The organism is Nocardioides sp. GCM10023255, from assembly GCF_042653125.1.
GTDB lineage: Bacteria > Actinomycetota > Actinomycetes > Propionibacteriales > Nocardioidaceae > Nocardioides.
In genome coordinates this window covers 207,144-229,429 of sequence record NZ_JBHSHU010000002.1, presented here as the reverse complement: position 1 = coordinate 229,429, position 22,286 = coordinate 207,144, and the positions used below count along the sequence as shown (strand labels likewise).

The 22,286-nt window shown below is 72.8% G+C and carries 22 protein-coding genes and 1 tRNA gene; 18 read left to right on the top strand and 5 right to left on the bottom strand.

Features of this window, described 5'->3' with window-relative positions; translation table 11 throughout:
- The first annotated feature begins 26 nt into the window (after window positions 1–26).
- The 6 genes from hemG to ACFO9I_RS03370 all read left to right on the top strand — a co-directional run bounded on the left by hemG (window position 27) and on the right by ACFO9I_RS03370 (window position 6,713).
- Window positions 27–1,427, top strand: a complete 1,401-nt coding sequence (gene hemG, locus ACFO9I_RS03395; RefSeq protein ID WP_379177793.1) for a protoporphyrinogen oxidase — start codon at window positions 27–29, stop codon at window positions 1,425–1,427.
- A 272-nt stretch (window positions 1,428–1,699) separates the two neighbouring features.
- On the top strand, window positions 1,700–2,431 hold the full coding sequence (locus ACFO9I_RS03390; protein ID WP_379177791.1) for a hypothetical protein: 732 nt from the start codon (window positions 1,700–1,702) through the stop codon (window positions 2,429–2,431).
- Window positions 2,432–2,543: 112 nt separating this feature from the next.
- Window positions 2,544–4,637, top strand: coding sequence for a sensor histidine kinase (locus tag ACFO9I_RS03385; RefSeq protein WP_379177789.1), 2,094 nt, complete (start codon window positions 2,544–2,546; stop codon window positions 4,635–4,637).
- Window positions 4,634–5,284: a response regulator gene (locus ACFO9I_RS03380; RefSeq protein ID WP_379177787.1), complete on the top strand. Its 651-nt coding sequence runs from the start codon at window positions 4,634–4,636 to the stop codon at window positions 5,282–5,284. The genes ACFO9I_RS03385 and ACFO9I_RS03380 overlap by 4 nt, the downstream gene beginning before the upstream one ends.
- 20 nt (window positions 5,285–5,304) lie before the next feature.
- The gene (gene hemQ, locus ACFO9I_RS03375; protein ID WP_379177785.1) at window positions 5,305–6,018 is read left to right on the top strand and encodes a hydrogen peroxide-dependent heme synthase; all 714 of its coding nucleotides are present in this window, start codon (window positions 5,305–5,307) and stop codon (window positions 6,016–6,018) included.
- Window positions 6,019–6,065: 47 nt separating this feature from the next.
- On the top strand, window positions 6,066–6,713 hold the full coding sequence (locus ACFO9I_RS03370; protein ID WP_379177783.1) for a hypothetical protein: 648 nt from the start codon (window positions 6,066–6,068) through the stop codon (window positions 6,711–6,713).
- On the opposite strand, the gene ACFO9I_RS03365 is transcribed toward ACFO9I_RS03370, so the two are convergent.
- Window positions 6,706–8,457, bottom strand: a complete 1,752-nt coding sequence (locus ACFO9I_RS03365; RefSeq protein ID WP_379177781.1) for an FAD-binding oxidoreductase — start codon at window positions 8,455–8,457, stop codon at window positions 6,706–6,708. The two genes, ACFO9I_RS03370 and ACFO9I_RS03365, sit on opposite strands and share 8 nt — an antisense overlap.
- 138 nt (window positions 8,458–8,595) lie before the next feature.
- On the opposite strand from ACFO9I_RS03365, the gene ACFO9I_RS03360 reads away from it, so the two are divergent.
- Window positions 8,596–9,723, top strand: a complete 1,128-nt coding sequence (locus ACFO9I_RS03360) for a helix-turn-helix transcriptional regulator (protein ID WP_379177779.1) — start codon at window positions 8,596–8,598, stop codon at window positions 9,721–9,723.
- Between the two features lie 24 nt (window positions 9,724–9,747).
- Here the strand turns inward: ACFO9I_RS03360 and msrB are convergent, their stop codons facing one another.
- Window positions 9,748–10,149, bottom strand: a complete 402-nt coding sequence (gene msrB, locus ACFO9I_RS03355; protein ID WP_379177777.1) for a peptide-methionine (R)-S-oxide reductase MsrB — start codon at window positions 10,147–10,149, stop codon at window positions 9,748–9,750.
- Window positions 10,150–10,281: 132 nt separating this feature from the next.
- Between msrB and ACFO9I_RS03350 the strand changes: the two genes are divergently transcribed.
- From ACFO9I_RS03350 to ACFO9I_RS03340, 3 genes are read left to right on the top strand one after another with little or no spacing between them, the layout of a single operon-like run.
- Window positions 10,282–11,388: a ferredoxin reductase gene (locus ACFO9I_RS03350; protein ID WP_379177775.1), complete on the top strand. Its 1,107-nt coding sequence runs from the start codon at window positions 10,282–10,284 to the stop codon at window positions 11,386–11,388.
- Between the two features lie 29 nt (window positions 11,389–11,417).
- Entirely contained in the window at window positions 11,418–12,659 is a 1,242-nt protein-coding gene (locus ACFO9I_RS03345; RefSeq protein ID WP_379177773.1) for a fatty acid desaturase family protein, read from the top strand.
- Window positions 12,659–13,117: a hypothetical protein gene (locus ACFO9I_RS03340; RefSeq protein WP_379177771.1), complete on the top strand. Its 459-nt coding sequence runs from the start codon at window positions 12,659–12,661 to the stop codon at window positions 13,115–13,117. The genes ACFO9I_RS03345 and ACFO9I_RS03340 overlap by 1 nt, the downstream gene beginning before the upstream one ends.
- Before the next feature lie 45 nt (window positions 13,118–13,162).
- On the opposite strand, the gene ACFO9I_RS03335 is transcribed toward ACFO9I_RS03340, so the two are convergent.
- Window positions 13,163–13,840 carry a hypothetical protein gene (locus ACFO9I_RS03335; RefSeq protein WP_379177769.1) on the bottom strand — a complete coding sequence of 226 codons (678 nt, stop codon included), beginning with the start codon at window positions 13,838–13,840 and terminating at the stop codon, window positions 13,163–13,165.
- Window positions 13,841–13,874: 34 nt separating this feature from the next.
- Between ACFO9I_RS03335 and ACFO9I_RS03330 the strand changes: the two genes are divergently transcribed.
- Together ACFO9I_RS03330 and ACFO9I_RS03325 are read left to right on the top strand one after the other, a co-directional pair.
- A complete protein-coding gene (locus ACFO9I_RS03330) occupies window positions 13,875–14,960 on the top strand; it encodes a DNA polymerase domain-containing protein (RefSeq protein WP_379177768.1) in 1,086 nt (361 codons plus the stop codon).
- Window positions 14,957–15,475: a DUF664 domain-containing protein gene (locus ACFO9I_RS03325; RefSeq protein WP_379177766.1), complete on the top strand. Its 519-nt coding sequence runs from the start codon at window positions 14,957–14,959 to the stop codon at window positions 15,473–15,475. The genes ACFO9I_RS03330 and ACFO9I_RS03325 overlap by 4 nt, the downstream gene beginning before the upstream one ends.
- A 6-nt stretch (window positions 15,476–15,481) precedes the next feature.
- Here the strand turns inward: ACFO9I_RS03325 and ACFO9I_RS03320 are convergent, their stop codons facing one another.
- Window positions 15,482–16,039: a hypothetical protein gene (locus ACFO9I_RS03320; protein ID WP_379177765.1), complete on the bottom strand. Its 558-nt coding sequence runs from the start codon at window positions 16,037–16,039 to the stop codon at window positions 15,482–15,484.
- Window positions 16,032–17,168 (bottom strand): ATP-dependent DNA ligase, encoded by a 1,137-nt coding sequence (locus ACFO9I_RS03315; protein WP_379177763.1) that lies wholly within the window; start codon window positions 17,166–17,168, stop codon window positions 16,032–16,034. Before ACFO9I_RS03315 ends, ACFO9I_RS03320 begins: the two co-directional genes overlap by 8 nt.
- Window positions 17,169–17,283: 115 nt before the next feature.
- Between ACFO9I_RS03315 and ACFO9I_RS03310 the strand changes: the two genes are divergently transcribed.
- The 6 genes from ACFO9I_RS03310 to ACFO9I_RS03285 all read left to right on the top strand — a co-directional run bounded on the left by ACFO9I_RS03310 (window position 17,284) and on the right by ACFO9I_RS03285 (window position 22,284).
- On the top strand, window positions 17,284–17,706 hold the full coding sequence (locus tag ACFO9I_RS03310) for an adenylyltransferase/cytidyltransferase family protein (protein WP_379177761.1): 423 nt from the start codon (window positions 17,284–17,286) through the stop codon (window positions 17,704–17,706).
- Window positions 17,703–19,322 (top strand): class I SAM-dependent methyltransferase, encoded by a 1,620-nt coding sequence (locus ACFO9I_RS03305; RefSeq protein WP_379177759.1) that lies wholly within the window; start codon window positions 17,703–17,705, stop codon window positions 19,320–19,322. The genes ACFO9I_RS03310 and ACFO9I_RS03305 overlap by 4 nt, the downstream gene beginning before the upstream one ends.
- On the top strand, window positions 19,319–19,573 hold the full coding sequence (locus tag ACFO9I_RS03300; protein ID WP_379177757.1) for a DUF6752 domain-containing protein: 255 nt from the start codon (window positions 19,319–19,321) through the stop codon (window positions 19,571–19,573). Before ACFO9I_RS03305 ends, ACFO9I_RS03300 begins: the two co-directional genes overlap by 4 nt.
- Window positions 19,574–19,668: 95 nt before the next feature.
- Window positions 19,669–19,747, top strand: a tRNA-Gln gene (locus tag ACFO9I_RS03295).
- 1 nt (window position 19,748) lies between these two features.
- Window positions 19,749–21,269, top strand: coding sequence for a bifunctional UDP-N-acetylglucosamine diphosphorylase/glucosamine-1-phosphate N-acetyltransferase GlmU (gene glmU, locus ACFO9I_RS03290; RefSeq protein WP_379177755.1), 1,521 nt, complete (start codon window positions 19,749–19,751; stop codon window positions 21,267–21,269).
- Window positions 21,270–21,312: 43 nt separating this feature from the next.
- Entirely contained in the window at window positions 21,313–22,284 is a 972-nt protein-coding gene (locus ACFO9I_RS03285) for a ribose-phosphate diphosphokinase (RefSeq protein WP_379177928.1), read from the top strand.
- Window positions 22,285–22,286: the final 2 nt, after the last annotated feature.

The following is a 22,286-nucleotide window of genomic DNA, read 5'->3' as shown; positions in this document are numbered from 1 at the left end:
CTGGGGCCGGGTCCTACTCTGGCCCGGTGAGTCGGGAACGTCGCGGTGTGGTCGTGGTCGGAGGCGGCATCGCCGGACTGGTGGCCGCACGCGACCTCGGCCACGCCGGCCACGACGTGCTGCTGCTCGAGGCGACGCCTGCCGTCGGCGGCAAGCTGCGCCGCGACGAGGTCGCCGGGATCCCGGTCGACGTCGGCGCCGAGGCGATGCTCAACCGCCGTCCCGAAGGCGTCGACCTCGCGGTCGCGGCCGGCCTGGAGATCGAGCACCCGGCCGTCGTCTCCTCCCGGATCTGGACCCGCGACGCGCTGCGGCCGCTGCCCCGGTCGCTGATGGGCGTACCCCTCGACCTCGACCAGCTCGCGGCCTCCGGGGTGCTCTCCGAGGAGGGCCTCGAGCGGGCGCGTCAGGAGCCCGGGCTGGCCGCCGAGCACATCGACGGCGATGTGTCGGTGGGTGACCTGGTCGCCCGCCGGTTCGGCGACGAGGTCACCGACGTGCTCGTCGAGCCGCTGCTGGGCGGCGTCTACGCCGGCCGGTCGCGGGAGATCTCGGCTCGCGCCGCGGTCCCGCAGCTGGTGGCGTACGCCGAGCGCGGCTCGCTGCTCGAGCAGGCCTCGGCGATCCCCCCGAGCTACGACAAGCCGGTCTTCGCCGGCATCCCCGGTGGGATGGGCCGGCTTCCCGAGGCGCTCGCGACGGGTCCGTTCACGGTCCGGACCGGCGTGACGGTGCGCGCGCTGCGACCGGCCCCGGACGGCGGCTTCGTGCTCGTCGCCGGCCCCACGACCGCCGAGGAGCTCGTTGAGGCCGACGCCGTCGTCCTCGCCACCCCGGCCGCGCCGACGTCCAGGCTGCTGCGCGACGTGGCGCCGACCGCGGCCGCCGAGCTGGCCGGCGTCGAGTCCGCGTCCGTGGCCGTGGTGACCCTCGCCTTCCGCGCCGCCGACGTCGCCGCGGCGATCACGGGGGACAGCTCGGGGTTCCTGGTGCCGCCCACCGAGGGGCGGCGCATCAAGGCCTCGACGTTCTCCTTCGCCAAGTGGGGCTGGGTGCGCCGCGCGGGGCTCGGTGCCCTCGACGGGGCGGACCTCGTCCACTTGCGGACCTCGCTGGGACGCCACCGCGAGGAGGTCGCGCTGCAGGCCACCGACGAGGAGCTGGTCGCCAGCTCGCTTGCCGACCTCGCCGACGCCACCGGGCTGGTCGCCCATCCGGTCGACACGCACGTGCAGCGCTGGGGCGGCGGGCTGCCGCAGTACGCCCTCGGCCACCTCGACCGGGTCGCCCGGATCCGTGCCGACGTCGCGCGGGTGCCCGGGCTCGCCGTCTGCGGGGCGGCGTACGACGGGGTCGGCATCCCCGCGGTCATCGCCTCGGCCCACCGCGCCGCGCAGCAGCTCGAGTCGGCGCAAGCTCGTCGCTGAAGCACGTCGAGTCGGCGCAAAGTCGGCGTGGAAGCAGGTCGAGTCGGCGCAAAGTCGGCGCGGAAGCAGGTCGAGTCGGCGCAAAGTCGGCGAGTTTGCGCCGACTCGACCTTGTTTGTCGGCGAGCTTGCGCCGACTCGACCTTGTTCTCCGGCGAGTTTGCGCCGACTCGACGAGGTTTGCCGGGTTGTCCCTGTCGGCCGGGACAACCGGCCCGGCACCGTCAGGTCATCGACAGAGACCGTCTGTCCCGACCTGAAGGAAGTACTGCCATGAGCACCCACGTCTCCACCAGCAACCCGGTCCGCTCCGACGTGCTCGACGCCGGGCCTCGCCCCGTGCCGGTCCGCCCCGCGAGCCGCTCCCGCACCTGGGCGCTGGCCGGCATCGGCTCGGCGCTGCTGGGCGCGGCCACCATCGTCACCTCGTCGATGATCGACACGGTCTACCTGGACAAGTACCAGGGCACCACGGACGGCATCGCCGCCGACCTGCAGGACAAGGCGCCGGTGATGTTCGCGTTCCACTCGATCACCATGGTGGGGGCCCTGCTGATGGTCGTCTTCGCCGCCGGGCTCTTCCGCCGGCTGCGTGCGGCGATGCCGGACAGCATCGCCCCGACGGTCGCCTTCGCCGGGCTCGCGGGCACCGCCGTCGTCTCGGTGCTGGGCGCCGGTCTCGACACCGAGTTCATGATGGCCTTCGGCCAGGGTGACGGCATCGTCGACGACGCGAACGCGGCGATGTACAACCACTGGATCGGCACCATCCCGTGGCTGTGGGTGCTGGCCGGCCTCGCCGGGCTCGCGCTGTCCTCGGCGGCCCGCCAGGGCGTCGTGCCCCGCTGGATCGGCCGGGTCGGCCTCGTCCTCGGCGGCCTCACCGTCCTGCTGGGCGTCTCGCCGCTGGAGTACATGTCCGGCGTCACCGGCGTCCTGTGGCTGCTGACCACCGCCCTCGGCTTCACCCTGGGCGACCGCCTGCACCGCACCGCCACCCGCTGACCGGTCGTCACCCACGGTCTGCGCAGCGGCAGTCATCGGCATGGTCGACACGACTCGGGCAACCTCGGCCGGTCCGGCCCCCTCGGGGCCGGGCCGGCCCCACAATGTCCCGGTGAGCAGGGACGGTACGACGACAGCTCGGCGCGGCGCGTGGACCGTGCTCGCCCTGCCCCTGGTGACCGCCGCCTGCTTCGTCGCCACCGTCGCGCTGGACCTGGCGACCCCGGCGTCCGGGCCGGGGATCGAGCTGGCTCCGGGCTACGGATGGAGCTATGCGCTGCTCGGGCCGCTCCTGTGCGGCCTCGCCACCGTGATCCTGGTCCGTGACGTGCGCCAGGGCTGGGGCTGGGCGCTGGCGTGGCTCGGCGTCTTCTGGGCCACCGACGGGCTCGCCCAGGCCTACGTGCGCTTCGGCATCCGCGCCGACCACGCCCTGCCGGGGGAGAACCTCGCGCTGTGGAACCTCAACCGGCTCGGGGCGTTCCTGCCGGTCACCGTGGCCGTCCTGCTGATGATCTTCCCGACCGGCCGTTTCCTGGAGGGACGCTGGGGCCGTGTCTGCCAGGCGGGCCTGGCCCTCATGGTGGTCTCGGTGCTGGCGGCGATCCTGGCCCCGAACGGCTCGTCGGCGTCCGACGTGGCGCTCCCTCCCGGCGTCGACCTCGACGCCTACACGCTGCCGCTGCCCGAGCAGGTGGCCGACCGGGCGCTCCCGGTCGTCGTGGCCATCACCATCCTCGGAGTGCTGCTGTCCATGGCCTCGGTCGTGGTGCGCTACCGCAGGTCGCGGGGGCTCGAGCGTGAGCGGATGCGGTGGCTGCTCTGGTCGGTCCTCGTGATGGCGGTCGTGATCAGCCTCGGGGTCGTCGTCGACGTGCAGTCGGTCAACGACGTGGTCGTGTTCGTCCTCGCCGCGCTGCCACCGATCGCGATGACCGTCGGCATCGTCAGTCCCACCGTGGTGCCGGTCCAGGACCTCCTCGGCCGCACCGCCGTCTACGGCGTGCTGTGGCTGGTCCTCGTCCTCGTCGACCTCGCCGTCCTCGCCACGCTCACCGCGGTGCTCGGCGACAGCCTCGACCAGCGCCAGGTCGTGGTGACGGTGCTGCTCCTCACCGCGGTGCTCTACGCCCCGCTGCGCACCCGCCTCTCGGGGTGGGTGCGCCGGCTGCTGCTGGGCGACCGCGACAACCCCTACGACCTGGTGTCGGGCCTGGCCTCCAGCCTCGAGAGCGCCGACGAGGGTCCCGAGCAGCTCGCCGAGGTCGCTCGCGCGGTCGGCGCGGCCTTCGGGGTCGGCTACGTCAGCGTGGAGGTCGACCGCAGCGGCGGGGAGCGGCTCGTGGCGACGTACGGCGACCGGCCGGCCGAGACCCGCACGCTGCCGATCAGCTACCGCGACGTGGAGGTGGGGCGGCTGGTGCTGCCCGCCCGCGGCCTGCGCAGCCGGCTGAGCCGCCGCGACGAGCAGCTGCTCGGCGACCTGGTCCGCCAGGCGGCCACCGCGGCCCGGTCGAGCCGGATGGCCGACGAGCTCCAGGAGAGCCGCGAACGCCTGGTCGTCGCCCGCGAGGAGGAGCGCCGGCGGATCCGCCGCGACCTGCACGACGGCCTGGGCCCGGCACTGAGCGGGGTGGTGTTCCGGCTCGAGTCGGCGCGGCTGCTGGTCGACCGCGACCCGGAGGCCGCCAAGGGCCACCTCGCCGCCACCAGCGAGCACGTCCAGGAGGTGGTCGCGGACGTGCGCCGGCTCGTGCACGACCTGCGACCGCCGGCCCTGGACGACCTCGGCCTGGTCGGCGCCCTGCGCCAGCAGGCCGAGCGGCTCTCCGCCGACGGCCTGGACGCGCGCGTGGAGGCCGACGACCTCGGTGCGCTGCCCGCGGCCGTCGAGGTGGCGGCGTACCGGATCGCGGCCGAGGCCCTCACCAACGTCGCCCGGCACGCGGGTGCGCGCAGCTGCACGGTCCGGCTGGCGCGCGACGGGCGGCACCTGGTCGTGGAGGTCGTCGACGACGGGGCCGGCATCGCCGCCGACGCCCAGGCCGGCGTCGGCCTGCTCTCGCTGCGGGAGCGGGCCGCCGAGCTCGGCGGCCGCAGCGAGGTGACCTGCCCGGAGAGCGGTGGCACGGTGGTGCGGGCCTGGCTCCCGACGAGGGGAACGACGACACGGCCGGCGCCGGTGCCGGCGGGGGAGACGACATGAGCGACACCATCCGCGTCGTGGTCGCCGACGACCACCAGATCGTCCGCGACGGGCTGGTGGCCCTGCTCGGGGCCCTGGACGGCGTCGAGGTCGTGGGCACGGCCGCCGACGGGCGCGACGCCCTGCACGTGGTCGACGAGACCGGCCCCGACGTCGTGGTGATGGACATCCAGATGCCGCAGCTCGACGGGATCGAGGCGACCCGACGGATCACCGCGCGGCAGCCGGACGTGCGGGTGGTCATGCTCACCATGAACGAGGACGACGACACGGTGCTCGCGGCGATCCGTGCGGGTGCCTCGGGCTACCTGCTCAAGGGCTCGGGCGCCGAGGAGGTGCTCAACGCCGTCCGCGCGGCGCACGCGGGCGGCATGGTCTTCGGGGCCAGCCTCGCCGGCCGGGTGGCGGCCCTCTTCGCGGCCGGCCCGAAGCAGGAGCCGGTGGCGTTCCCCGAGCTCACCGACCGCGAGCGCACGGTGCTGGACCTGCTCGCGGCCGGCCGCTCCAACGACGCCATCGCGCGCGAGGTCTTCGTGTCCGGGAAGACCGTGCGCAACATCGTCTCCTCGATCTACACCAAGCTCCACGCACCCGACCGCGCGGCGGCGATCATCAAGGCGCGGGAGGCCGGGTTCGGCCGGTCTTGAGCGCGGGGGACAATGGGGGCATGAACGACAAGCCGGTGTCCAAGGCAGCCCGGGTCCGCGAGATCAACGACTCGATCCGTTACACGATGTGGTCGGTCTTCCGGCTGGCCGACCTGCTGGGCGACGATGCCGACCGGGCCGCCGAGGGAGCCGAGGTCGAGAAGCTGTTCGCCGACCTCGCCGAGTCCGACGTGGTCGTCCGCGGCGTCTACGACGTCAGCGGGCTGCGCGCCGACGCCGACGTGATGGTCTGGTGGCACGCGGCCACCTCCGAGGAGCTGCAGGCCGCCTACCACCGCTTCCGGCGTACGGCGTTCGGCCGCCGCCTCGAGCCGGTCTGGTCGCAGATGGCGCTGCACCGGCCGGCGGAGTTCAACAAGAGCCACGTGCCGGCGTTCCTGGACGACGAGGAGCCGAAGGCGCACGTGTGCGTCTACCCGTTCGTGCGGTCCTACGAGTGGTACCTCCTCGAGGACGCCGAGCGCCGCCGGATGCTCGCCGAGCACGGCCAGATGGCCCGCGGCTACCCCGACGTGCGTGCCAACACGGTGGCCAGCTTCGCGCTCGGCGACTACGAGTGGATCCTCGCCTTCGAGGCCGACGAGCTCTACCGGATCGTCGACCTGATGCGGCACCTGCGCGCCTCCGACGCCCGGCGCCACGTGCGCGAGGAGGTCCCGTTCTACACGGGCTCCCGCGTCGGGATCGCCGAGCTGGTCGAGCGCCTGCCCTGAGCCGCACGTCGCGGAACCGCAGGCCGGCGCCGCGCGTCCCACAGGGCATGAGGCTCGCACCCGTCCTGCTCGCGCTGCTGCTGACGGCCGCCTGCGGCACCGACACCGGCGACGACGGCGGGACGGCCACCGACCCCGGCTCGTCGGCCAGGACCGGCCCGGCCTCCGGCTCCCCGTCGAGCGCCGGCGTCCCCGCCGCCGACCGGCCGGTGACCACCCGCCGCGTCGCCACGGTGATGGACACCGGCCGCCCCGAGCTGTGCCTGGGGCCGGTCGCGGAGTCCTACCCGCCCCAGTGCCGCGGGATCCCGCTGGCCGGCTGGGACTGGTCGCGCCACCCGGGCAGCTACGAGACGGCCGGCGACGTCCGGTGGGGCGGGTACGTCGTCACCGGCACCTTCGACGGGACCACGCTGACGGTGACCCGGGCCGTCCCCGAGGACGACCAGCAGCCGACGGCGACCGACGAGCTGAGCCCCACCGGCGACGCCGGCTCCTTCACCCCCGGGCAGCAGCAGCTGGTGCAGGAGAAGCTGGCGGCGCACCCGGTCCCGGGGACGCTCACGGTCTTCGCCACCCCCATGGCCGTCGTCGTCGAGGTGGTGCACGACGACGGGTCCCTGCAGGCCGCCGCCGACTCGGCGTACGGCGCCGGCGTCGTGCAGGTCCGATCCATGCTGGTGCCGGTCAGTTGAGCGGGTGGTTGGCCAGGAGCACCCCGGTCGGGTCGTACGCGTCGCGCACGCGGCACAGCCGGGCCCAGGCCTCCCCGTCGTAGCCGCTGCTGGCGTCCACCGCCCGCTCGGTGAAGTTGAGCACCCGGCTCGCGACCGACCAGGGCGCCAGGGCGGCGACCACGCGAGCAGCCGCGGCGAGCCCGGCGGCCGCCGCCTCCGGGACCGGGGCGACCGCCACGCAGAACAGCGCGTAGGCGGCCGGGAGGTGGTCGAGCACCCCGCCGCCCGGCGCCGGACGTCCGAGGGCGCCGCCGAGGTGGCGGACCTCGGCGAACAGCAGCGGCGTGGTCGTGCCGGGGCCGACCTCGGCCAGCAGCGCTGCCACCGCCTCCTCGCCGAACCGGCCGAGCATCGCGTGGTCGGAGACCGCGGGAGTGGGGCCCGGAGGGTCCATGTGGATCTCCGGCAGGCCGGCGGCGGGCATCCGGCCGAAGGTGTCCATCTCCGGGGCGAGCGCCCGCAGCGGGGCGAGCAGCTCGACCGCGCGCTCGTCGCCCTCGAGGACGGCGCCGTCGACGACCACCAGCTGGCGGCCGCTCAGGAACGGCGGCAGGTCGGGCAGCGGCGGGAAGCTCATCACCCGCAGCGACGTGGTGACCGACTCGGGCAGGTCGCGCGTCCAGGCGGCCCAGGTGCGCACCACCTCGGGAGCACGCTCGCGGTCCCACAGCAGCATGCCGGCGTAGACGTCGGGGACGGGGAGCAGCCGCAGCTCGATCGCGGTGACGACCCCGAGGTTGCCCCCGCCGCCGCGCAGCGCCCAGAACAGGTCGACGTGGTGCTCCGCGTCGGCGCGCACCAGGGTTCCGTCGGCGGTGACCACCTCGACGGCGGTGAGGCTGTCGGCGGCGAGGCCGTGCCGGCGTGCGTACCACGACAGCCCGCCGCCGAGCACGTAGCCGGCGACCGCGACGTCGGGGGAGCTGCCGTGCATGGCGGCCAGGCCGTACGGCGCCGCCGCGGCCACGACGTCGCGCCACAGGGTCCCGCCCACCACCCGTGCGGTACGTGCCTCGGGATCGATGCTGACACCGGTCATCTCGTGCAGCCGCACGAGCACGACGTCGTCGAGGCCGTGCTCCGCGAGGGGGGCGGCGTTGTGCCCGCTGCTCTGCGGGGCCACCCGCAGGCCGGCCGCGGCGGCGGCGCGGACGACCTCGGCCACCTCCGCCGGGGTGTGCGGCACGGCGACCGCGGCCGGCCGCTGGTCGACGGCGACGTTCCACGGCACCCGGGCGACGTCGTACGCCGGGTCGCCGGGCAGGTGGACGCGGCCGCCGCAGAGGCCGCGAAGGGACTCGGCGGGGGAGCCGGTGGCGCTGTCGAGGGTGGTCTCGAGGGACATGCTGCTTCCTTCTGGGACGGGGTGGATGGAGCTCGTCGTGCCCCCGAGGACGACGAAGAGGCCGGGATCGCCGAGGTCCTCGACCTCGGTCACGGTGATGCGCGGGTGGCCGCCGGTCGCGTCCAGCCGCTCGGTCAGCACGTCGCACACCTCGGCGAGGAGGCGGGCGTCGGTCGTGCGCACCTCGACCTCGACCAGGTCCGCCGGCGTCTGGCCGGCGACGGCCAGCAGCGACTCGAGGTTGGCCAGGCAGAGCGCGAGCTGTGCGGCGGCGTCCCCCTCGTGGAGCAGGCGGCCGCGCTCGTCGACGGGTGCCTGGGCCGGGAACGACCGGGCGGCGGACGGGGTCGTGGTCATGGGGACGAGCCTCCCGGTCCCACCACGGCCGCGACCATCCCGTGCGCGGGGGAACTTCTCGCCCGACACCTCTGGGTGGTCTGAACCACCCAGAAATGTGGGATGTCACGGATCTGCGCGGTCCCGGACACTGGGAGCGTGACGACGGGACTGGCGGCCGAGCGCGTGCGCGGGGACGTCGAGGTGCTGTCCCGGGCAGGACTGGACCTCGAGACGTTCCTCGCCGAGGCGACCGAGTCGGTCGGGCGCGCGGTCCCCTGGGTCGCGGCCTGCCTCGGCACTCACGACCCGGGCACCCGGATGCTGACCAGCGCCCGGAAGTACGGCCACCTGCGGGCGGTCAACAGCCACGACTACGAGTTCGGGCTGCTGGAGTACGGCACGGTCGAGCCGACCACCTTCACCGAGCTCGCCTCCGCGGACCTGCCCGCCGCGAGCGTCGCGCTCGTCCACCACGGGGAGGTCGAGCGATCGGGCCGGATGGCGACGTTCATGCGCCCCCACTTCGGGTTCGGCGACGAGGCCCGGCTGGTCTTCCGCGACGGCGACAAGGCCTGGGGGGCGATGGCGCTCTTCCGCGGCACCGACGACCCGGCCTTCACCCACGAGAACGTCGACTTCCTCGCGTCGCTCTCGACGTACTTCGCGCGCGGGGTGCGGTCGGGCATGCTCGCCCGGCTAGCGGGCGCCCCGGCGGTCGCGCCGAGCGGCCCGGTCGTGGTGATCGTCGGTGCCGACGGGCAGATCCTCCAGATGAGCCTCGGCGCCGAGGAGCGGCTGGCGCAGCTGGTCGGTGGTGACGCCGCCGCGGACCCGATGAGCCCGGTCTCGGCGCTGGTCGGAGCCGCCCGTCGCTACGCGGGTGGTGAGTCGACGGCGCCGCCCCGGGCCCGCATCCGCGCGGTCGACGGCACGTGGCTGGTGATGCACGCCTCCCCGCTCTCGGGCGGCGACGGCCGGGTGGGTGAGGTCGTCGTGACCATCGAGGAGGCCCGGCCGCCGGAGATCGTGGCCCTGGTGGTCGCGGCCTTCGACCTGACCCAGCGCGAGCGAGACGTCACCCAGCTGGTCCTGCAGGGCGTGGACACCAAGGAGATCGCGGCGACGCTGCACCTGTCGGCGTACACGGTCCAGGACCACCTGAAGTCGGTCTTCGACAAGGCCGACGTCCGGTCCCGGCGCGAGCTGATCTCGCGGATCTACTTCGACCAGTACGTCCCGCGGATGGGTGGCGAGCTCAGCCCGTCCGGGTGGTTCGCGGGCTGACGAGGTCTCCGCGGGGGTGCGGAGTCAGGAGTCCTTCGGCTCCAGCGTCAGGCTGATCGAGTTGATGCAGTAGCGGTCCCCGGTGGGGGTGCCGTAGCCGTCGGGGAAGACGTGCCCGAGGTGGGAGCCGCAGTTCGCGCAGCGGACCTCCACCCGCTTCATGCCGTGCGAGCTGTCCTCGAGGTACTCGATCGTGTCACTGATCGGTTGGTAGAACGACGGCCAGCCGCAGCCGGAGTGGAACTTCGTGTCGGACTCGAAGAGCTTGGCCTGGCAGGCCTTGCAGCGGTAGACACCGGTGGTCTCGGTGTCGGTGTACTCACCGGTGAACGCGCGCTCCGTCCCGGCCTGCCGCAGCACGGCGTACTCCTCGGGCGAGAGCTCCTCGCGCCACTGCTCGTCGGTCTTCTCCACCTGGTAGCCCATGCCTCCCACCGTAGGGGCGAGGACAAGAGATGTGTCTTACACAACCGTGACGTTTCACCCCTGCGGACGGTTGACTGGGTCAGAGAACATCTGTTCACTGAAGTCTTCGCAGAATCGTCCGTAGGGGGATGCATGGCGTCAGGCAGCACCATCTCGTGGGACCGCGTCCGCGAGGCCGGCTCGAAGCTCACCACACCGCTTCACCCCGACGACTACCTGAGGCTGCTCAACCCGTTGTGGAGCGCCCGGGAGCTGCGCGGCCGCGTCGAGCGGGTCGTGCCCGAGACCGACGACGCCGCGACCCTGGTGATCCGGCCGGGCTGGGGCTGGCGCTACGACCACCGGCCGGGGCAGTACGTCGGCATCGGCGTGCAGGTCGACGGCAAGTTCCAGTGGCGGTCCTACTCCGTCAGCTCGCCGCCCCGGCGCCGGGGCCGGACCATCTCGATCACCGTCCGTGCCATGCCGGAGGGGCTGCTGTCGGCCCACCTGGTCAAGGGGCTCGAGCCCGGCACGATCGTGCGGCTGGCGCTGCCCGAGGGCGACTTCGTGCTCCCGGACCCGCCGCCGGCCAAGCTGCTCTTCCTGGTCGGCGGGAGTGGCGTCACCCCGGTGATGGCCATGCTGCGCACCCTGGACCGGCGCTCCCGGGCAGACGGCAGGGCGATGCCCGACGTGGTCATGCACTACTCGTCACCGACGCCGGAGCGGATGATCTTCCGCGAGGAGCTGGCCGCGCTCGAGGAGCAGCACGACTCGTTGACCGTGCACCGGCTGCACACCGACCTCGACGGGATGCTCGACCTCGCCCACCCGACGAAGGGGCTCGACGGGATCTGCCCGGACTGGCGCGAGCGCGAGACCTGGGCCTGCGGACCCGGGCCGATGCTCGACGCCATCAGCGCGCACTTCGAGCAGGCGGGCCTCGAGGACCACCTCCACCTCGAGCGGTTCTCGCTCGAGCTCGGCGGGGACGGCGGCGAGGGCGGGACCATCACCTTCCGCAACTCGAGCAAGACCGTGGAGGTGGACGGTGCGACCACCGTCCTCGAGGCCGGAGAGCAGGCCGGCGTCGGCATGCCCTACGGCTGCCGGATGGGCATCTGCCACACCTGCACGCTGACGCTCGTCTCCGGCAAGGTGCGCGACCTGCGCAACGGGGACGAGTTCGGCCAGCCCAACGAGCCCGTGCAGACCTGCGTCACCGCCGCGGTCGGCGACTGCACGCTCGACATCTGATCCCGCACGACCAACGAAGGGGGAGGCCGATGGCCATCTCGGACGTCCAGGAGTACACCCACCTCACCGACGAGGAGGTGGAGCAGATCGGGCGCGAGCTCGACGCGATCCGCGCCGAGGTCGAGGAGTCGCGCGGCGCGTCGGACGCGGCGTACATCAACCGGCTGATCAAGGTGCAGCGCGGCCTCGCCGCGGCCGGCCGCGTGACGCTGGCCGTCGGCACGCAGTCGAGGCGGACCCGCAAGCCCGCGTGGGTCGCGGGGGCGGCCCTGCTCGGCCTGGCCAAGATCCTCGAGAACATGGAGATCGGCCACAACGTCATGCACGGCCAGTGGGACTGGATGAATGACCCGGAGATCCACTCCTCCAACTGGGAGTGGGACACCGCGCAGCCGGCCGAGCAGTGGAAGCACTCGCACAACTACATCCACCACCAGTTCACCAACGTCCTCGGCTACGACAACGACATCGGCTACGGCATCCTGCGGATGGCGCGCGAGCAGAAGTGGCACCCCGCCAACCTCGGCCAGCCGGTCTACAACGCGATGCTGGCCACGCTGTTCCAGTGGGGTGTCGCCCTCCACGACCTCGACATCGAGCGGATCCGCAAGGGCGAGAAGGACCCCAAGGAGATGAAGCGCCAGCTGCGCCAGATCCTCCGCAAGGGGCGCAACCAGGTCCTCAAGGACTACGTCGTCTACCCGGCGCTGTCCGGCCGGCAGTGGAGGACCACGCTCACCGCCAACATGACGGCCAACCTCACCCGCAACCTGTGGTCCTACGTGATCATCTTCTGCGGGCACTTCCCGGACGGCGCGATGCACTTCACCGAGGAGGAGATCGAGGACGAGACCCGCGCGGAGTGGTACCTCCGCCAGATCCTCGGCGCGGCGAACTTCAACGGCGGGCCGATGCTCCACATCCTCTCCGGGAACCTCGGCTTCCAGATCGAGCACCACCTGTTCCCGGACCTGCCGTCCAACCGGTACGCCGAGATCGGCGTCAAGGTCCGCGCCCTGTGCGAGAAGTACGACATCCCCTACACGACCGGGCCGCTGCACCGGCAGTACGGCCAGGCGCTGCGCACGATCATCAAGCTCTCGGTGCCGAACGGTTGGACCGCCAGCAACGACCCGGCCCCACCGGAGCGGCCGGACACCGCCGACGAGCCGTCCCGCGACCGCAAGCGCAGGTCGGACGACGAGCGGCCCCCGCGACGCGCCGAGCTGGGGGCCTGGACGCGCAGCCCGCAGGAGCGGAGGGACGACTGATGGATCCCGCACCCCGGGCGTTCTCCGACCTGCCCCGCGACCCCGAGCTGGGGTTGCCGGTGCCCTTCGCCTGCGGCACCGATGGGTACGGCGGGCGGCGGGACGGCTCCGCGCCCTCGGCCCGCTCGCTGGACGGCCGGCGCGTCACGCAGTGCGCCCTGTCGCGGGTGTGCGGGGTCTGCGGTGCCGGCCTGGGCCGCCCGATCGCGTTCCTCGGCAGCAAGGCGGAGTCCGGCCGCAACGCCTTCCACTTCCCTCCCGCCCACGTGGCGTGCGCCGAGGCGCTGCTGGCGGCGTACGCCGGCATCACGCTGCCCGTGCTCGGTCAGGGCGAGCCGGTGCGGTCCTGGGTGGTGGTGACCACGGCCGGGTTCGAGTTCGTGCGACCCGCCACCGATGACCTCGACCGGCGCCCGACGTTCCAGCCGAACTCCATCCTCAGCGAGTCGTGTGCCTGAGAAGGCGGCCCGTTGCGTTCTCAGGCACACGGCCCCGGTCGGAGCTCAGCGGATCCAGACGCGCTGAGGTCCCAGCGGGGTGAAGCCGGACTCCAGCATCGCGTCGAGGTCCCTGCCGGACGCGTAGTCGGTGAGGGCGCGGCCGGGCTGCAACGCGTGCGCGGCCGCCACCAAATCGTCGTACCGCACCTCGCTGCCCTCGGCGGCCCAGGCGTTGGAGAGCCCGACCACGCCGGAGCACCGGTGGAGCACCGCGCCGCCGACGAGGACGTCCTCGTCGTGACGGGCGAGGACCTGGAACCGGGAACGGTCGAGCACGTCCGGCAGCAGCACGCCGGTGTAGTCGTGGGCGGCGCTCCACTGCGCGAGGGACTCCGCCGTCGTGACCACCGACCAGCCCTCCGGGAGCCCGTCCGGTCGGGCCTCGAGAGCCGGGTGGTGCAGCCAGGTCGCCTCGACGAGCAGGTCGAAGCCGTGCCGCTCCAGGTCGAGGTCGCCGAAGGAGTCGGCCACGGCGCAGTGCTCGTGGGCCTCCACCGCCCGGAGCACGCGCTCCGTGCTGATGCCGGGCTCCACGGACTTCGCGGCGGAGTGCCACGGTGGCGGGGTGCCCAGGGCGGTCCACAGTCCGTCGTCCACCCGGGTCGCGATGCGGTGCAGCGCGAAGACGTCGTCGTACCAGCAGAGGCTCGCGTCGACCGCGGCCCTCAGTCGTGTGTCCACCGGGGCAGTCTGGCGGAAGGCTAGGTTGGGGCTTATGTCGAAAACGCCCGCCGCCGAGGTCGAGGCCGGGGGACGCGTCGTACGCGTCTCGAGCCCGGACCGGGTGATCTACGAAGCCACCGACCGCACGCCCGAGGTCACCAAGCTGATGGTGGCGGAGTACTTCGCCAGCGTCGGTGACGGGCTGATGCGGGCGCTGCGGGACCGGCCGACCGCGCTTGAGAGATGGACCTCCGGGGTGCGCGAGGGCATGCGGCTGGCCACCGGCCCCCAGGACAGGAACGCCGACGCGTTCTACCAGAAGCGGGTGCCCAAGGGGGCGCCCGACTACCTCGAGAGCGTGGAGGTCGCCTTCCCGTCGGGCCGGACCGCCGACGAGATCTGCCCGACCGAGATCGCGGTCCCGGTCTGGTGCGCCCACATGGGCACCCTGACCTTCCACCCCTGGCCGGTCCGCCGGGCCGACGTGGACCGGCCCGACGAGCTGCGCATCGACCTCGACCCGCAGCCCGGCACCACGTTCCGCGACGCCGTGCGGGTCGCCGGCGTGGCCCGCGAGCTGCTCGAGGAGCTCGGCATCCGCGGCTACCCCAAGACCTCGGGCAACCGGGGCGTGCACGTGTTCGTCCGGATCGAGCCGCGCTGGGACTTCACCGACGTCCGGCACGCCGCGATCGGCTTCGGCCGCGCGCTCGAGAAGCGTGACGACGGGGTGACCACGAAGTGGTGGAAGGAGGAGCGCGGCGAGCGCGTCTTCGTCGACTTCAACCAGAACTGCCGCGACCGCACGATCGCGTCGGCCTACTCCCTGCGCCCGATCGCGGGCGCGCCGGTCTCCACGCCGATGACGTGGGAGGAGCTCGCGACGACCACCGACCCGCGGGAGCACAACCTGTTCACGGTGCCGGAGCGGCTGGCCGACGGCGGCGACCCGTGGGCGTCGATCGACGAGGTCCACCACGACCTGACCCCGTTGCTGGAGCTGTGGGAGAGCTCGGACGGCGGGGAGATGAACTACCCGCCCGACTACCCCAAGATGCCGGGCGAGCCGCCGCGGGTGCAGCCGAGCAAGAAGGTCGAGGCGCACTGGGACGCCGACGGGAACCGGGTCGAGCCGTGAGGGCCGAACCGCAGCACGGGCTGGGTGGCGACGCCGCGCACCACGCGGCGTACCTCGACTTCTACCGCGCGACCTGCATCGAGAAGTGCCGGTCGTTGTCCGAGGACGACCTCACCGCCAGCCGGCTCCCCTCGGGCTGGACCCCGCTGGAGCTGCTGCACCACGTCGCGCACATGGAGCGGCGCTGGCTCACCTGGGGCTTCCTCGGCGAGCAGGTCGACGCGCCCTGGGGTGACTCCGGCGGCGCCGGCGACGAGCCCTGGCAGGTGCCGGCCGGCGTCGCGCTGGAGGACGTCGTGGGGATGCTCGAGCGCCAGGGGGCCCGCACCCGGCAGGTGCTGGCCGGGCACGCGCTGGACGAGGTGGCGTCCGCGGACGGCCGCTTCGCCGACGCCGGGCCGGAGGGGCGTCCGGACCTGCGGTGGATCTGCTTCCACGTGCTGCAGGAGTACGCCCGGCACGCCGGCCACCTCGACGTCGCGGTCGAGCTCGCGGGCGGTCCGGTGGGGGAGTGACCCGGCTCAGAAGCCGGTGACGCCCTCGGAGCCGTAGCCCTCGGCCTGCTCGTCGAAGTTCTCGTGCTCGAGCAGGTGCAGCACGGGCACACCGATCTTGCGGCGGGCCTTGGAGGTCCAGTCGACGTGGAAGAACTCGGCCACCACGTGGGGGCGGGTGAGGATGATCGCCTCGCCGGCTTCGACCCGGGAGACCTCGGCGGCCAGCGCGTCGATGGGGGCCTCGCCGCAGACCCGGCCCTCGACGGTGGCGCCGGTGGCGCGCAGGGAGGCGAGGGTCTGGGCGAGGTCGGAACCCGAGCGCTCCTCGCAGTCCTTGCGGACCGCCTCGAGGTCGACGTCGTTCATCGCCATGGTCGGCGAGGTCATCACCTCGCCGCCGGAGAGCGAGCCCATCGCGGACTCGATGCGGGCGGCGGCGTCCTCGAGGGGCAGCAGCACGTGGTAGACGACCGGCTGGTCGAGGCCCTCGTGGAGGGAGCGGACCTGCGCGGCGTCGGCCGGGGTCAGTGCCTGCTCCACGAGCAGGACCACGTGGTAGGCCTCGGTGTTGGTCTCACTCATGGCGATCGCCTCCCGGCATGTCGTTGACACCCAAAATCCTAGCGAGGTCGTAGCTGACCGGCTCCTCGAGCTGCTCGTAGCCGCACGACTCCGGGTCGCGATCGGTGCGCCAGCGCTTGAACTGGGCGGTGTGCCGGAAGCGCCGGCCCTCCATGTGGTCGTACTTCACCTCGAGCACCAGCTCGGGCCGCAGCGGCGTGAACGACAGGTCCTTGCCCGCGCTCCACCGGCTCTGGGTGCCCGGGACACGGTCGGGGTTGGCCACCAGGCCAGGGCCAGGCCCTTGCCACTCGCCCCAGGGGTGCTCCTCGATCGGGCACACCAGCGGCTGCAGCTCCGCGATCAGCTCGGCGCGCCGCTTCTCGGTGAAGCTGGCGCTGACACCGACGTGCTGCAGCTTGCCATCGGCGTACAGCCCCAGCAGCAGGCTGCCGAGCAGCGGCCGCTCGGGGGTGCTCGTCTTGTGCTCGCGGTAGCCGGCGACGACCACGTCGGCCGTGCGCTCGTGCTTGATCTTGAGCATGGTCCGGGCGTTCTGCTGGTACGGCGCGTCCAGCGGCTTGGCGACCACGCCGTCGAGGCCGGCGCCCTCGAAGTGGTGGAACCACTCCTCGGCCTCGCCCGCGTCGGTGGTGGTCCGGGTCAGGTAGCAGGGCCCGTCCAGCCCGGCGAGGGCCTCCTCCATCGCCGCGCGGCGCTCGGCGAACGGCTGGTCGACGTACGACGTGTCGCCCAGCGCGAGGAGGTCGAAGGCGACGAAACCGGCCGGCGTCTTCTCGGCCAGCATGTCGACGCGCGACTTCGCGGGGTGGATGCGCTCCTGGAGGGTCTCGAACTCCAGCCGCTCCCCGCCGTCCCCGGTCGGCAGGGCGACGAAGAGCTCGCCGTCGAGCACGCAGCGGTCCGGCAGCTGCTCGCGCACCGCAGCGACCACCTCCGGGAAGTAGCGGGTCAGCGGCTTGGTGTTGCGGCTGGTCAGCTCGACCTCGTCGCCGTCCTTGAAGACGATGCAGCGGAAGCCGTCCCACTTGGGCTCGAAGCTCAGCCCGCCCACCTTCCCCGGGTCCGGGACGCCCTTGACCGCCTTGGCGAGCATCGGCTGCACAGGAGGCATGACGGGAAGGTCCACGCCGCCGACAGTAACGGTGCCGCGCGCCGCACGGTGGTTGTGGCGCGGGAAGGCGACCACGTGTACTAAAGTGCAGTAAATCAGTTGAGAAACAATCAAGAGAGCGGGGTCGTCCGTGACGGGTCCCACGGTCGGGTACGTGCCCGGGGTCTTCGACCTGTTCCACGTCGGGCACCTCAACCTCCTGCTGCAGGCGCGGCACCACTGCGACGTCCTTGTGGCCGGGGTGGTGTCGGACGAGATGTGCGAGGCGGCCAAGGGTTTCCGCCCCTACGTCCCGCTCGAGGAGCGGCTGGCCATCGTCGACAGCCTGCGCATCGTCGACGCGACGTACGCCGAGACGACGCCCGACAAGCTGGACGCCTGGGAGCAGGTCGGCTTCCAGCGCCTGTTCAAGGGCGACGACTGGCGCGGGACGCCGCGGGGGGTCGCCCTCGAGGAGCGGCTGGCGACCGTCGGCGCCGAGGTCGTCTACTTCCCCTACACCGCCCACACCTCGAGCACCGCGCTGCGGCGGGCCATCGAGCGCGCGTCGTGACCGCGACGACCCACGCCCGCCCCGCCACGGGCGGGCGCGTGACCGACGCCGGGATCCACCTCACGGTGGCCGGCACCGAGCCGCTGCTGCTCATGCTGGACGGTCGCTACGTCTGGTCGTTCTCCCCGGCGCGGGACGGGGTCCCAGTCCGCGGCGGCACCTTCGTGGCCTGGCCGGACGTGCTCCGGCGGTTCCTGCACGGCACGACCGTGGTGCGGGTGAGCGACGTGCGGGGGAGCCGGGTGCTGCTCGAGGACGAGGTGGTCCTCGGCGCCCCTCGCGAGCCCGGTGCGCGGATCGCCGTCGTGGACCCGCAGGGGCTGCCCCTGGCCATCGACAAGGTCGGGCACCTGACCCGGGCCTTCGAGGCCACCGACGCCGCCGTCCGCGACGAGATCCTGGCCGGCACCCAGCGGGTGCTGCGCGACCTGCGCGAGACCTGCGGGGTGGAGGCGTACCTGAACTACGGCGTCCTGCTCGGCGCGGTCCGCGACGGCGCGATGATCGGCCACGACTCCGACACCGACGTCTGCTACCTGAGCCGGCACACCTCGCCCGCCGACATCATCCTCGAGTCGTACCGGATCCAGCGCGCCCTGCGCGAGCTCGGGTGGCGCACCCTGCGGATGTCCGGAGGTGACGTCAAGATCCTGCTCCCGCTGAGCGACGGGCGCGAGTGCCACGTCGACGTCTTCGTGGCCTTCCGGGTCGACGGCGTGTTCTACCAGCTGGGCAACCGCAGCGGGTCCCTCCCGGAGTCGGCGATCCTGCCGGTCTCGACGGTCGAGCTGCACGGCTTCACGTTCCCGGCCCCGGCCGACCCCGAGGCGATGCTGCGCTTCGTCTACGGCCCGGGCTGGCGGGTGCCGGACCCGTCGTTCCGGTACGCCGACCCGGTGGCCGGCATCCGGCGCCTCGACGGCTGGCTGCGGGGCTTCCGCACCGACATGGGCCGGTGGACCGCCCTGCACCAGGCCGGTCTGGCCCAGCAGGTCTCGCGGAAGCCCTCGGACTTCGCGCGCTGGGTGCACGCCGAGCTCCCGGCGCGTGCCCCGATCGCGGACCTGGGCACGGGCACCGGTCGGGACGCCCTGTTCTTCGCCCGTCGTCGTCGGCCGGTCATCGCCTACGACTTCTCCCGGGCCGCCCGCGGGCGGCTCCAGGCCCGGGCGCGGGCCCGGCGCGGGCAGCTGGAGGCGCGGGGCCTGATCCTGGGCGAGCTGCGCAGCGTGCTGGTCACCGCGGCCGAGCTGGCCCGGGACCCGCACCACCTCTACGCGCGCCACCTGCTCGGCTGCCTCGACGCGGCCGCCCGCGAGAACCTCTGGCTGCTGGCCCGCACGGCGCTGCGGGGCGGCGAGAGCCTCTTCCTCGAGTTCAGCGCGCAGCGCGGCACCGCGCTGCCCGACCCGGGGCCGGCCGGGCTGGTCAGCCGGCTCGACGCCGACGCCGTCCACCGCGAGATCGAGGCCGCCGGTGGTGTCGTCGTGCACGCGGAGCTCGGCCCGGGCGAGGACGTCCTCGGCGACCCGGATCCCCACGTGTGCCGGCTGCAGGTCGTGTGGCCGCGTCCCGACGAAGGCCTTCCGAGGCACACCGAGAGGAACACCGCATGAGCACCCCAGCCCTGGCCCGCCTGCGCACGCACGCGGCGTACGCCCGTGACCGCTACCGCCGGCTGCGGCGGCACCGCGCCGGCGTCCGTGACCGGCTCGCCCTCCTCGAGGCGGAGGTGCAGGAGAACCGCCAGCTCAACCGCCGGATCGCCGAGCTCACCGACGTCGTCGCCGAGCTGCTCATCCCGGTGGTCGACCGGGACCGGGAACGCGCGCAGGCGGTCCTGGCGAGGTACCGCAGCGAGCTGTGACCGCACCCGGGAGGTCATGCGGATCGAGGGTCGTAGGCCACGATTCGCATGACGTCCCGGCGGCGTCGTTACGCTGTGGCCGCAAACCGCACCAATCCCCGGTTGGTCTGCCGGCAGGGCCCGCCTGACTTTGAATCAGGACTAGCGACGTAGGTTCGACTCCTACCCGGGGAGCATGGCCAATGCTCGACCCCAGCTCACCGTGATCGTCCTCGCCGCCGGCGGCGGCACCCGGATGAAGTCCAAGACGATGAAGGTGCTGCACCCCCTCGGGGGTCGCAGCATGATCGGACACGTCCTGACCGCGGTCCGCGAGGTCGAGCCGGAGCAGGTCGTGGCCGTCGTGGGCCACCAGCGCGAGCAGGTGGGCCCGCACATCCACGAGCTGATGCCCGAGGCGGTGCTGGCCGTCCAGGAGACCCAGGACGGCACCGGCCACGCCGTCCGGGTCGCGGTCGAGGCCGTCCAGCGCGAGCACGGCGCGGTCACCGGCACCGTCGTCGTGGCGTACGGCGACACCCCGCTGCTGCAGGGGGAGAGCCTGCGCGCGTTCGCCGAGGAGCACGAGGCCGCCCAGCGGGCGGTGAGCATCCTCAGCGGCGTCGTCAACGACCCGTTCGGGTACGGCCGGATCGTCCGCAACACCGAGGGTGACGTGGAGGCCATCGTCGAGGAGAAGGACGCGACGCCCGAGCAGCGCTCGATCCGCGAGATCAACTCCGGGATCCTCGCCTTCGACGCCGAGTTCCTGCTGGAGGCGCTGCCGAGGATCGGCAACGACAACGCCAAGGGCGAGTACTACCTGACCGACGTCGTGCAGATCGCGCGCGACGCCGGGCTGACCGTCGGCGCGCACGTCATCGAGGACGTCCGCCAGACCGAGGGCGCCAACGACCGCGCCCAGCTCGCCGAGCTCGGCCGCGAGCTGAACCGTCGCATCGTGACCCGGTGGATGAAGGACGGGGTCACCGTGATGGACCCGGCTACCACCTGGATCGACGCCGACGTGGTCCTCGCGCCCGACGTCACGGTGCTGCCCGGGACGCAGCTGCTCGGTGCGACGGTCGTCGCCGAGGACGCCGTGGTCGGCCCGGACTGCACCCTCAAGGACTGCGAGGTCGGCGCGGGTGCCCGGGTGGTGCGCACCCACGGCGAGCTCGCGGTGATCGGCGCCGAGGCGAACGTCGGTCCGTTCGCCTACCTGCGGCCGGGCACGCAGCTCGGCGTGGGCGGCAAGATCGGCACCTACGTCGAGACCAAGAACGCCGTGATCGGCGACGGCGCCAAGGTCCCGCACCTGTCCTACGTGGGCGACGCGGAGATCGGGGAGGGCACCAACATCGGCGCCGGCACGATCTTCGCCAACTACGACGGCGTGAACAAGCACCGGACCAAGGTCGGGAAGCACGCACGCACGGGCTCCAACAACACGTTCGTGGCGCCGATCGAGATCGGGGACGGAGCCGGGACCGCCGGCGGCACCGTCGTACGCCGCGACGTCCCGCCGGGCGCCCTCGCGGTCTCCAGCGGACCCCAGCGCAACATCGAGGGCTGGGCGCAGTCCAAGCGGGCCGGGACCGCGCAGGCGGCGGCCGCCGAGGCGGCGAACGCCGGGGGACCGGTGGGTGGACGAGACGTGTCTCACGAGGACGGGTCCGGAGTTGGGCAGACCGGCTCCGGTGAGGAACAATCCTGAGACGCACCTGTCCGGCGATCCAGGAGCTGCCCCCGTGACCGGAATGAAGCGGACCACCGAGAAGAACCTCATGGTCTTCAGTGGAAGGGCTCACCCCGAGCTCGCCCTGGAAGTGGCCTCGCTGCTGGGGACCGGCCTGGTCCCGCAGTCGGCGTACGAGTTCGCTAACTCCGAGATCTACGTCCGCTACGAGGAGTCCGTCCGCGGGTGCGACGCCTTCGTGATCCAGAGCCACACGGCTCCGATCAACGAGTGGATCATGGAGCACCTGATCATGGTCGACGCCCTCAAGCGGGCGAGCGCCAAGCGGATCACCGTGGTCATGCCGTTCTACGGCTACGCCCGCCAGGACAAGAAGCACCGCGGTCGCGAGCCGATCTCGGCCCGCCTGATGGCCGACCTGTTCAAGACCGCCGGCGCCGACCGGCTGATCACGGTCGACCTGCACGCCGACCAGATCCAGGGCTTCTTCGACGGCCCCGTCGACCACCTGATGGCGCTGCCCATCCTCGCCGACTACGTCCGTGAGAAGTACGGCGACCAGCGGCTCGCCGTGGTCTCCCCGGACGCCGGCCGGATCAAGGTCGCCGAGCGCTGGTCGGCCCGCCTCGGCGGTGCCCCGCTGGCCTTCATCCACAAGACCCGCCGTACCGACCGCCCCAACGAGACGGTCGCGAACCGGGTCGTGGGCCAGGTCGAGGGCCGGATCTGCGTGCTGGTCGACGACATGATCGACACCGGCGGCACGATCGTGAAGGCCGCGGAGGCCCTGATGGCCGATGGCGCTGCGGGCGTGATCATCGCCGCGACCCACGCGATCCTCTCCGACCCGGCCGTGGACCGGCTCAAGAACAGTCCGGCCAGCGAGGTCATCGTGACCAACACGCTGCCGATCCCGCCGGAGCGGGAGTTCGACAAGCTCACCACGCTCTCGATCGCCCCGCTGGTCTCGCGCGCGATCCGTGAGGTGTTCGAGGACGGCTCGGTCACCTCCATGTTCGACGGCCACGCCTGAGT

What these genes read in the sequence shown, in the direction of transcription:
- ACFO9I_RS03320 (WP_379177765.1), bottom strand. Translation starts at nt 16,039, where the DNA reads ATGAGTGAGACCAACACCGAGGCCTACCACGTGGTCCTGCTCGTGGAG.
- ACFO9I_RS03380 (WP_379177787.1), top strand. Translation starts at nt 4,634, where the DNA reads ATGAGCGACACCATCCGCGTCGTGGTCGCCGACGACCACCAGATCGTC.
- msrB (WP_379177777.1), bottom strand. Translation starts at nt 10,149, where the DNA reads ATGGGCTACCAGGTGGAGAAGACCGACGAGCAGTGGCGCGAGGAGCTC.
- ACFO9I_RS03365 (WP_379177781.1), bottom strand. Translation starts at nt 8,457, where the DNA reads ATGACCACGACCCCGTCCGCCGCCCGGTCGTTCCCGGCCCAGGCACCC.
- glmU (WP_379177755.1), top strand. Translation starts at nt 19,749, where the DNA reads ATGGCCAATGCTCGACCCCAGCTCACCGTGATCGTCCTCGCCGCCGGC.
- ACFO9I_RS03300 (WP_379177757.1), top strand. Translation starts at nt 19,319, where the DNA reads ATGAGCACCCCAGCCCTGGCCCGCCTGCGCACGCACGCGGCGTACGCC.
- ACFO9I_RS03330 (WP_379177768.1), top strand. Translation starts at nt 13,875, where the DNA reads ATGTCGAAAACGCCCGCCGCCGAGGTCGAGGCCGGGGGACGCGTCGTA.
- ACFO9I_RS03345 (WP_379177773.1), top strand. Translation starts at nt 11,418, where the DNA reads ATGGCCATCTCGGACGTCCAGGAGTACACCCACCTCACCGACGAGGAG.
- ACFO9I_RS03390 (WP_379177791.1), top strand. Translation starts at nt 1,700, where the DNA reads ATGAGCACCCACGTCTCCACCAGCAACCCGGTCCGCTCCGACGTGCTC.
- ACFO9I_RS03285 (WP_379177928.1), top strand. Translation starts at nt 21,313, where the DNA reads ATGAAGCGGACCACCGAGAAGAACCTCATGGTCTTCAGTGGAAGGGCT.
- ACFO9I_RS03370 (WP_379177783.1), top strand. Translation starts at nt 6,066, where the DNA reads ATGAGGCTCGCACCCGTCCTGCTCGCGCTGCTGCTGACGGCCGCCTGC.
- hemQ (WP_379177785.1), top strand. Translation starts at nt 5,305, where the DNA reads ATGAACGACAAGCCGGTGTCCAAGGCAGCCCGGGTCCGCGAGATCAAC.
- ACFO9I_RS03350 (WP_379177775.1), top strand. Translation starts at nt 10,282, where the DNA reads ATGGCGTCAGGCAGCACCATCTCGTGGGACCGCGTCCGCGAGGCCGGC.
- ACFO9I_RS03340 (WP_379177771.1), top strand. Translation starts at nt 12,659, where the DNA reads ATGGATCCCGCACCCCGGGCGTTCTCCGACCTGCCCCGCGACCCCGAG.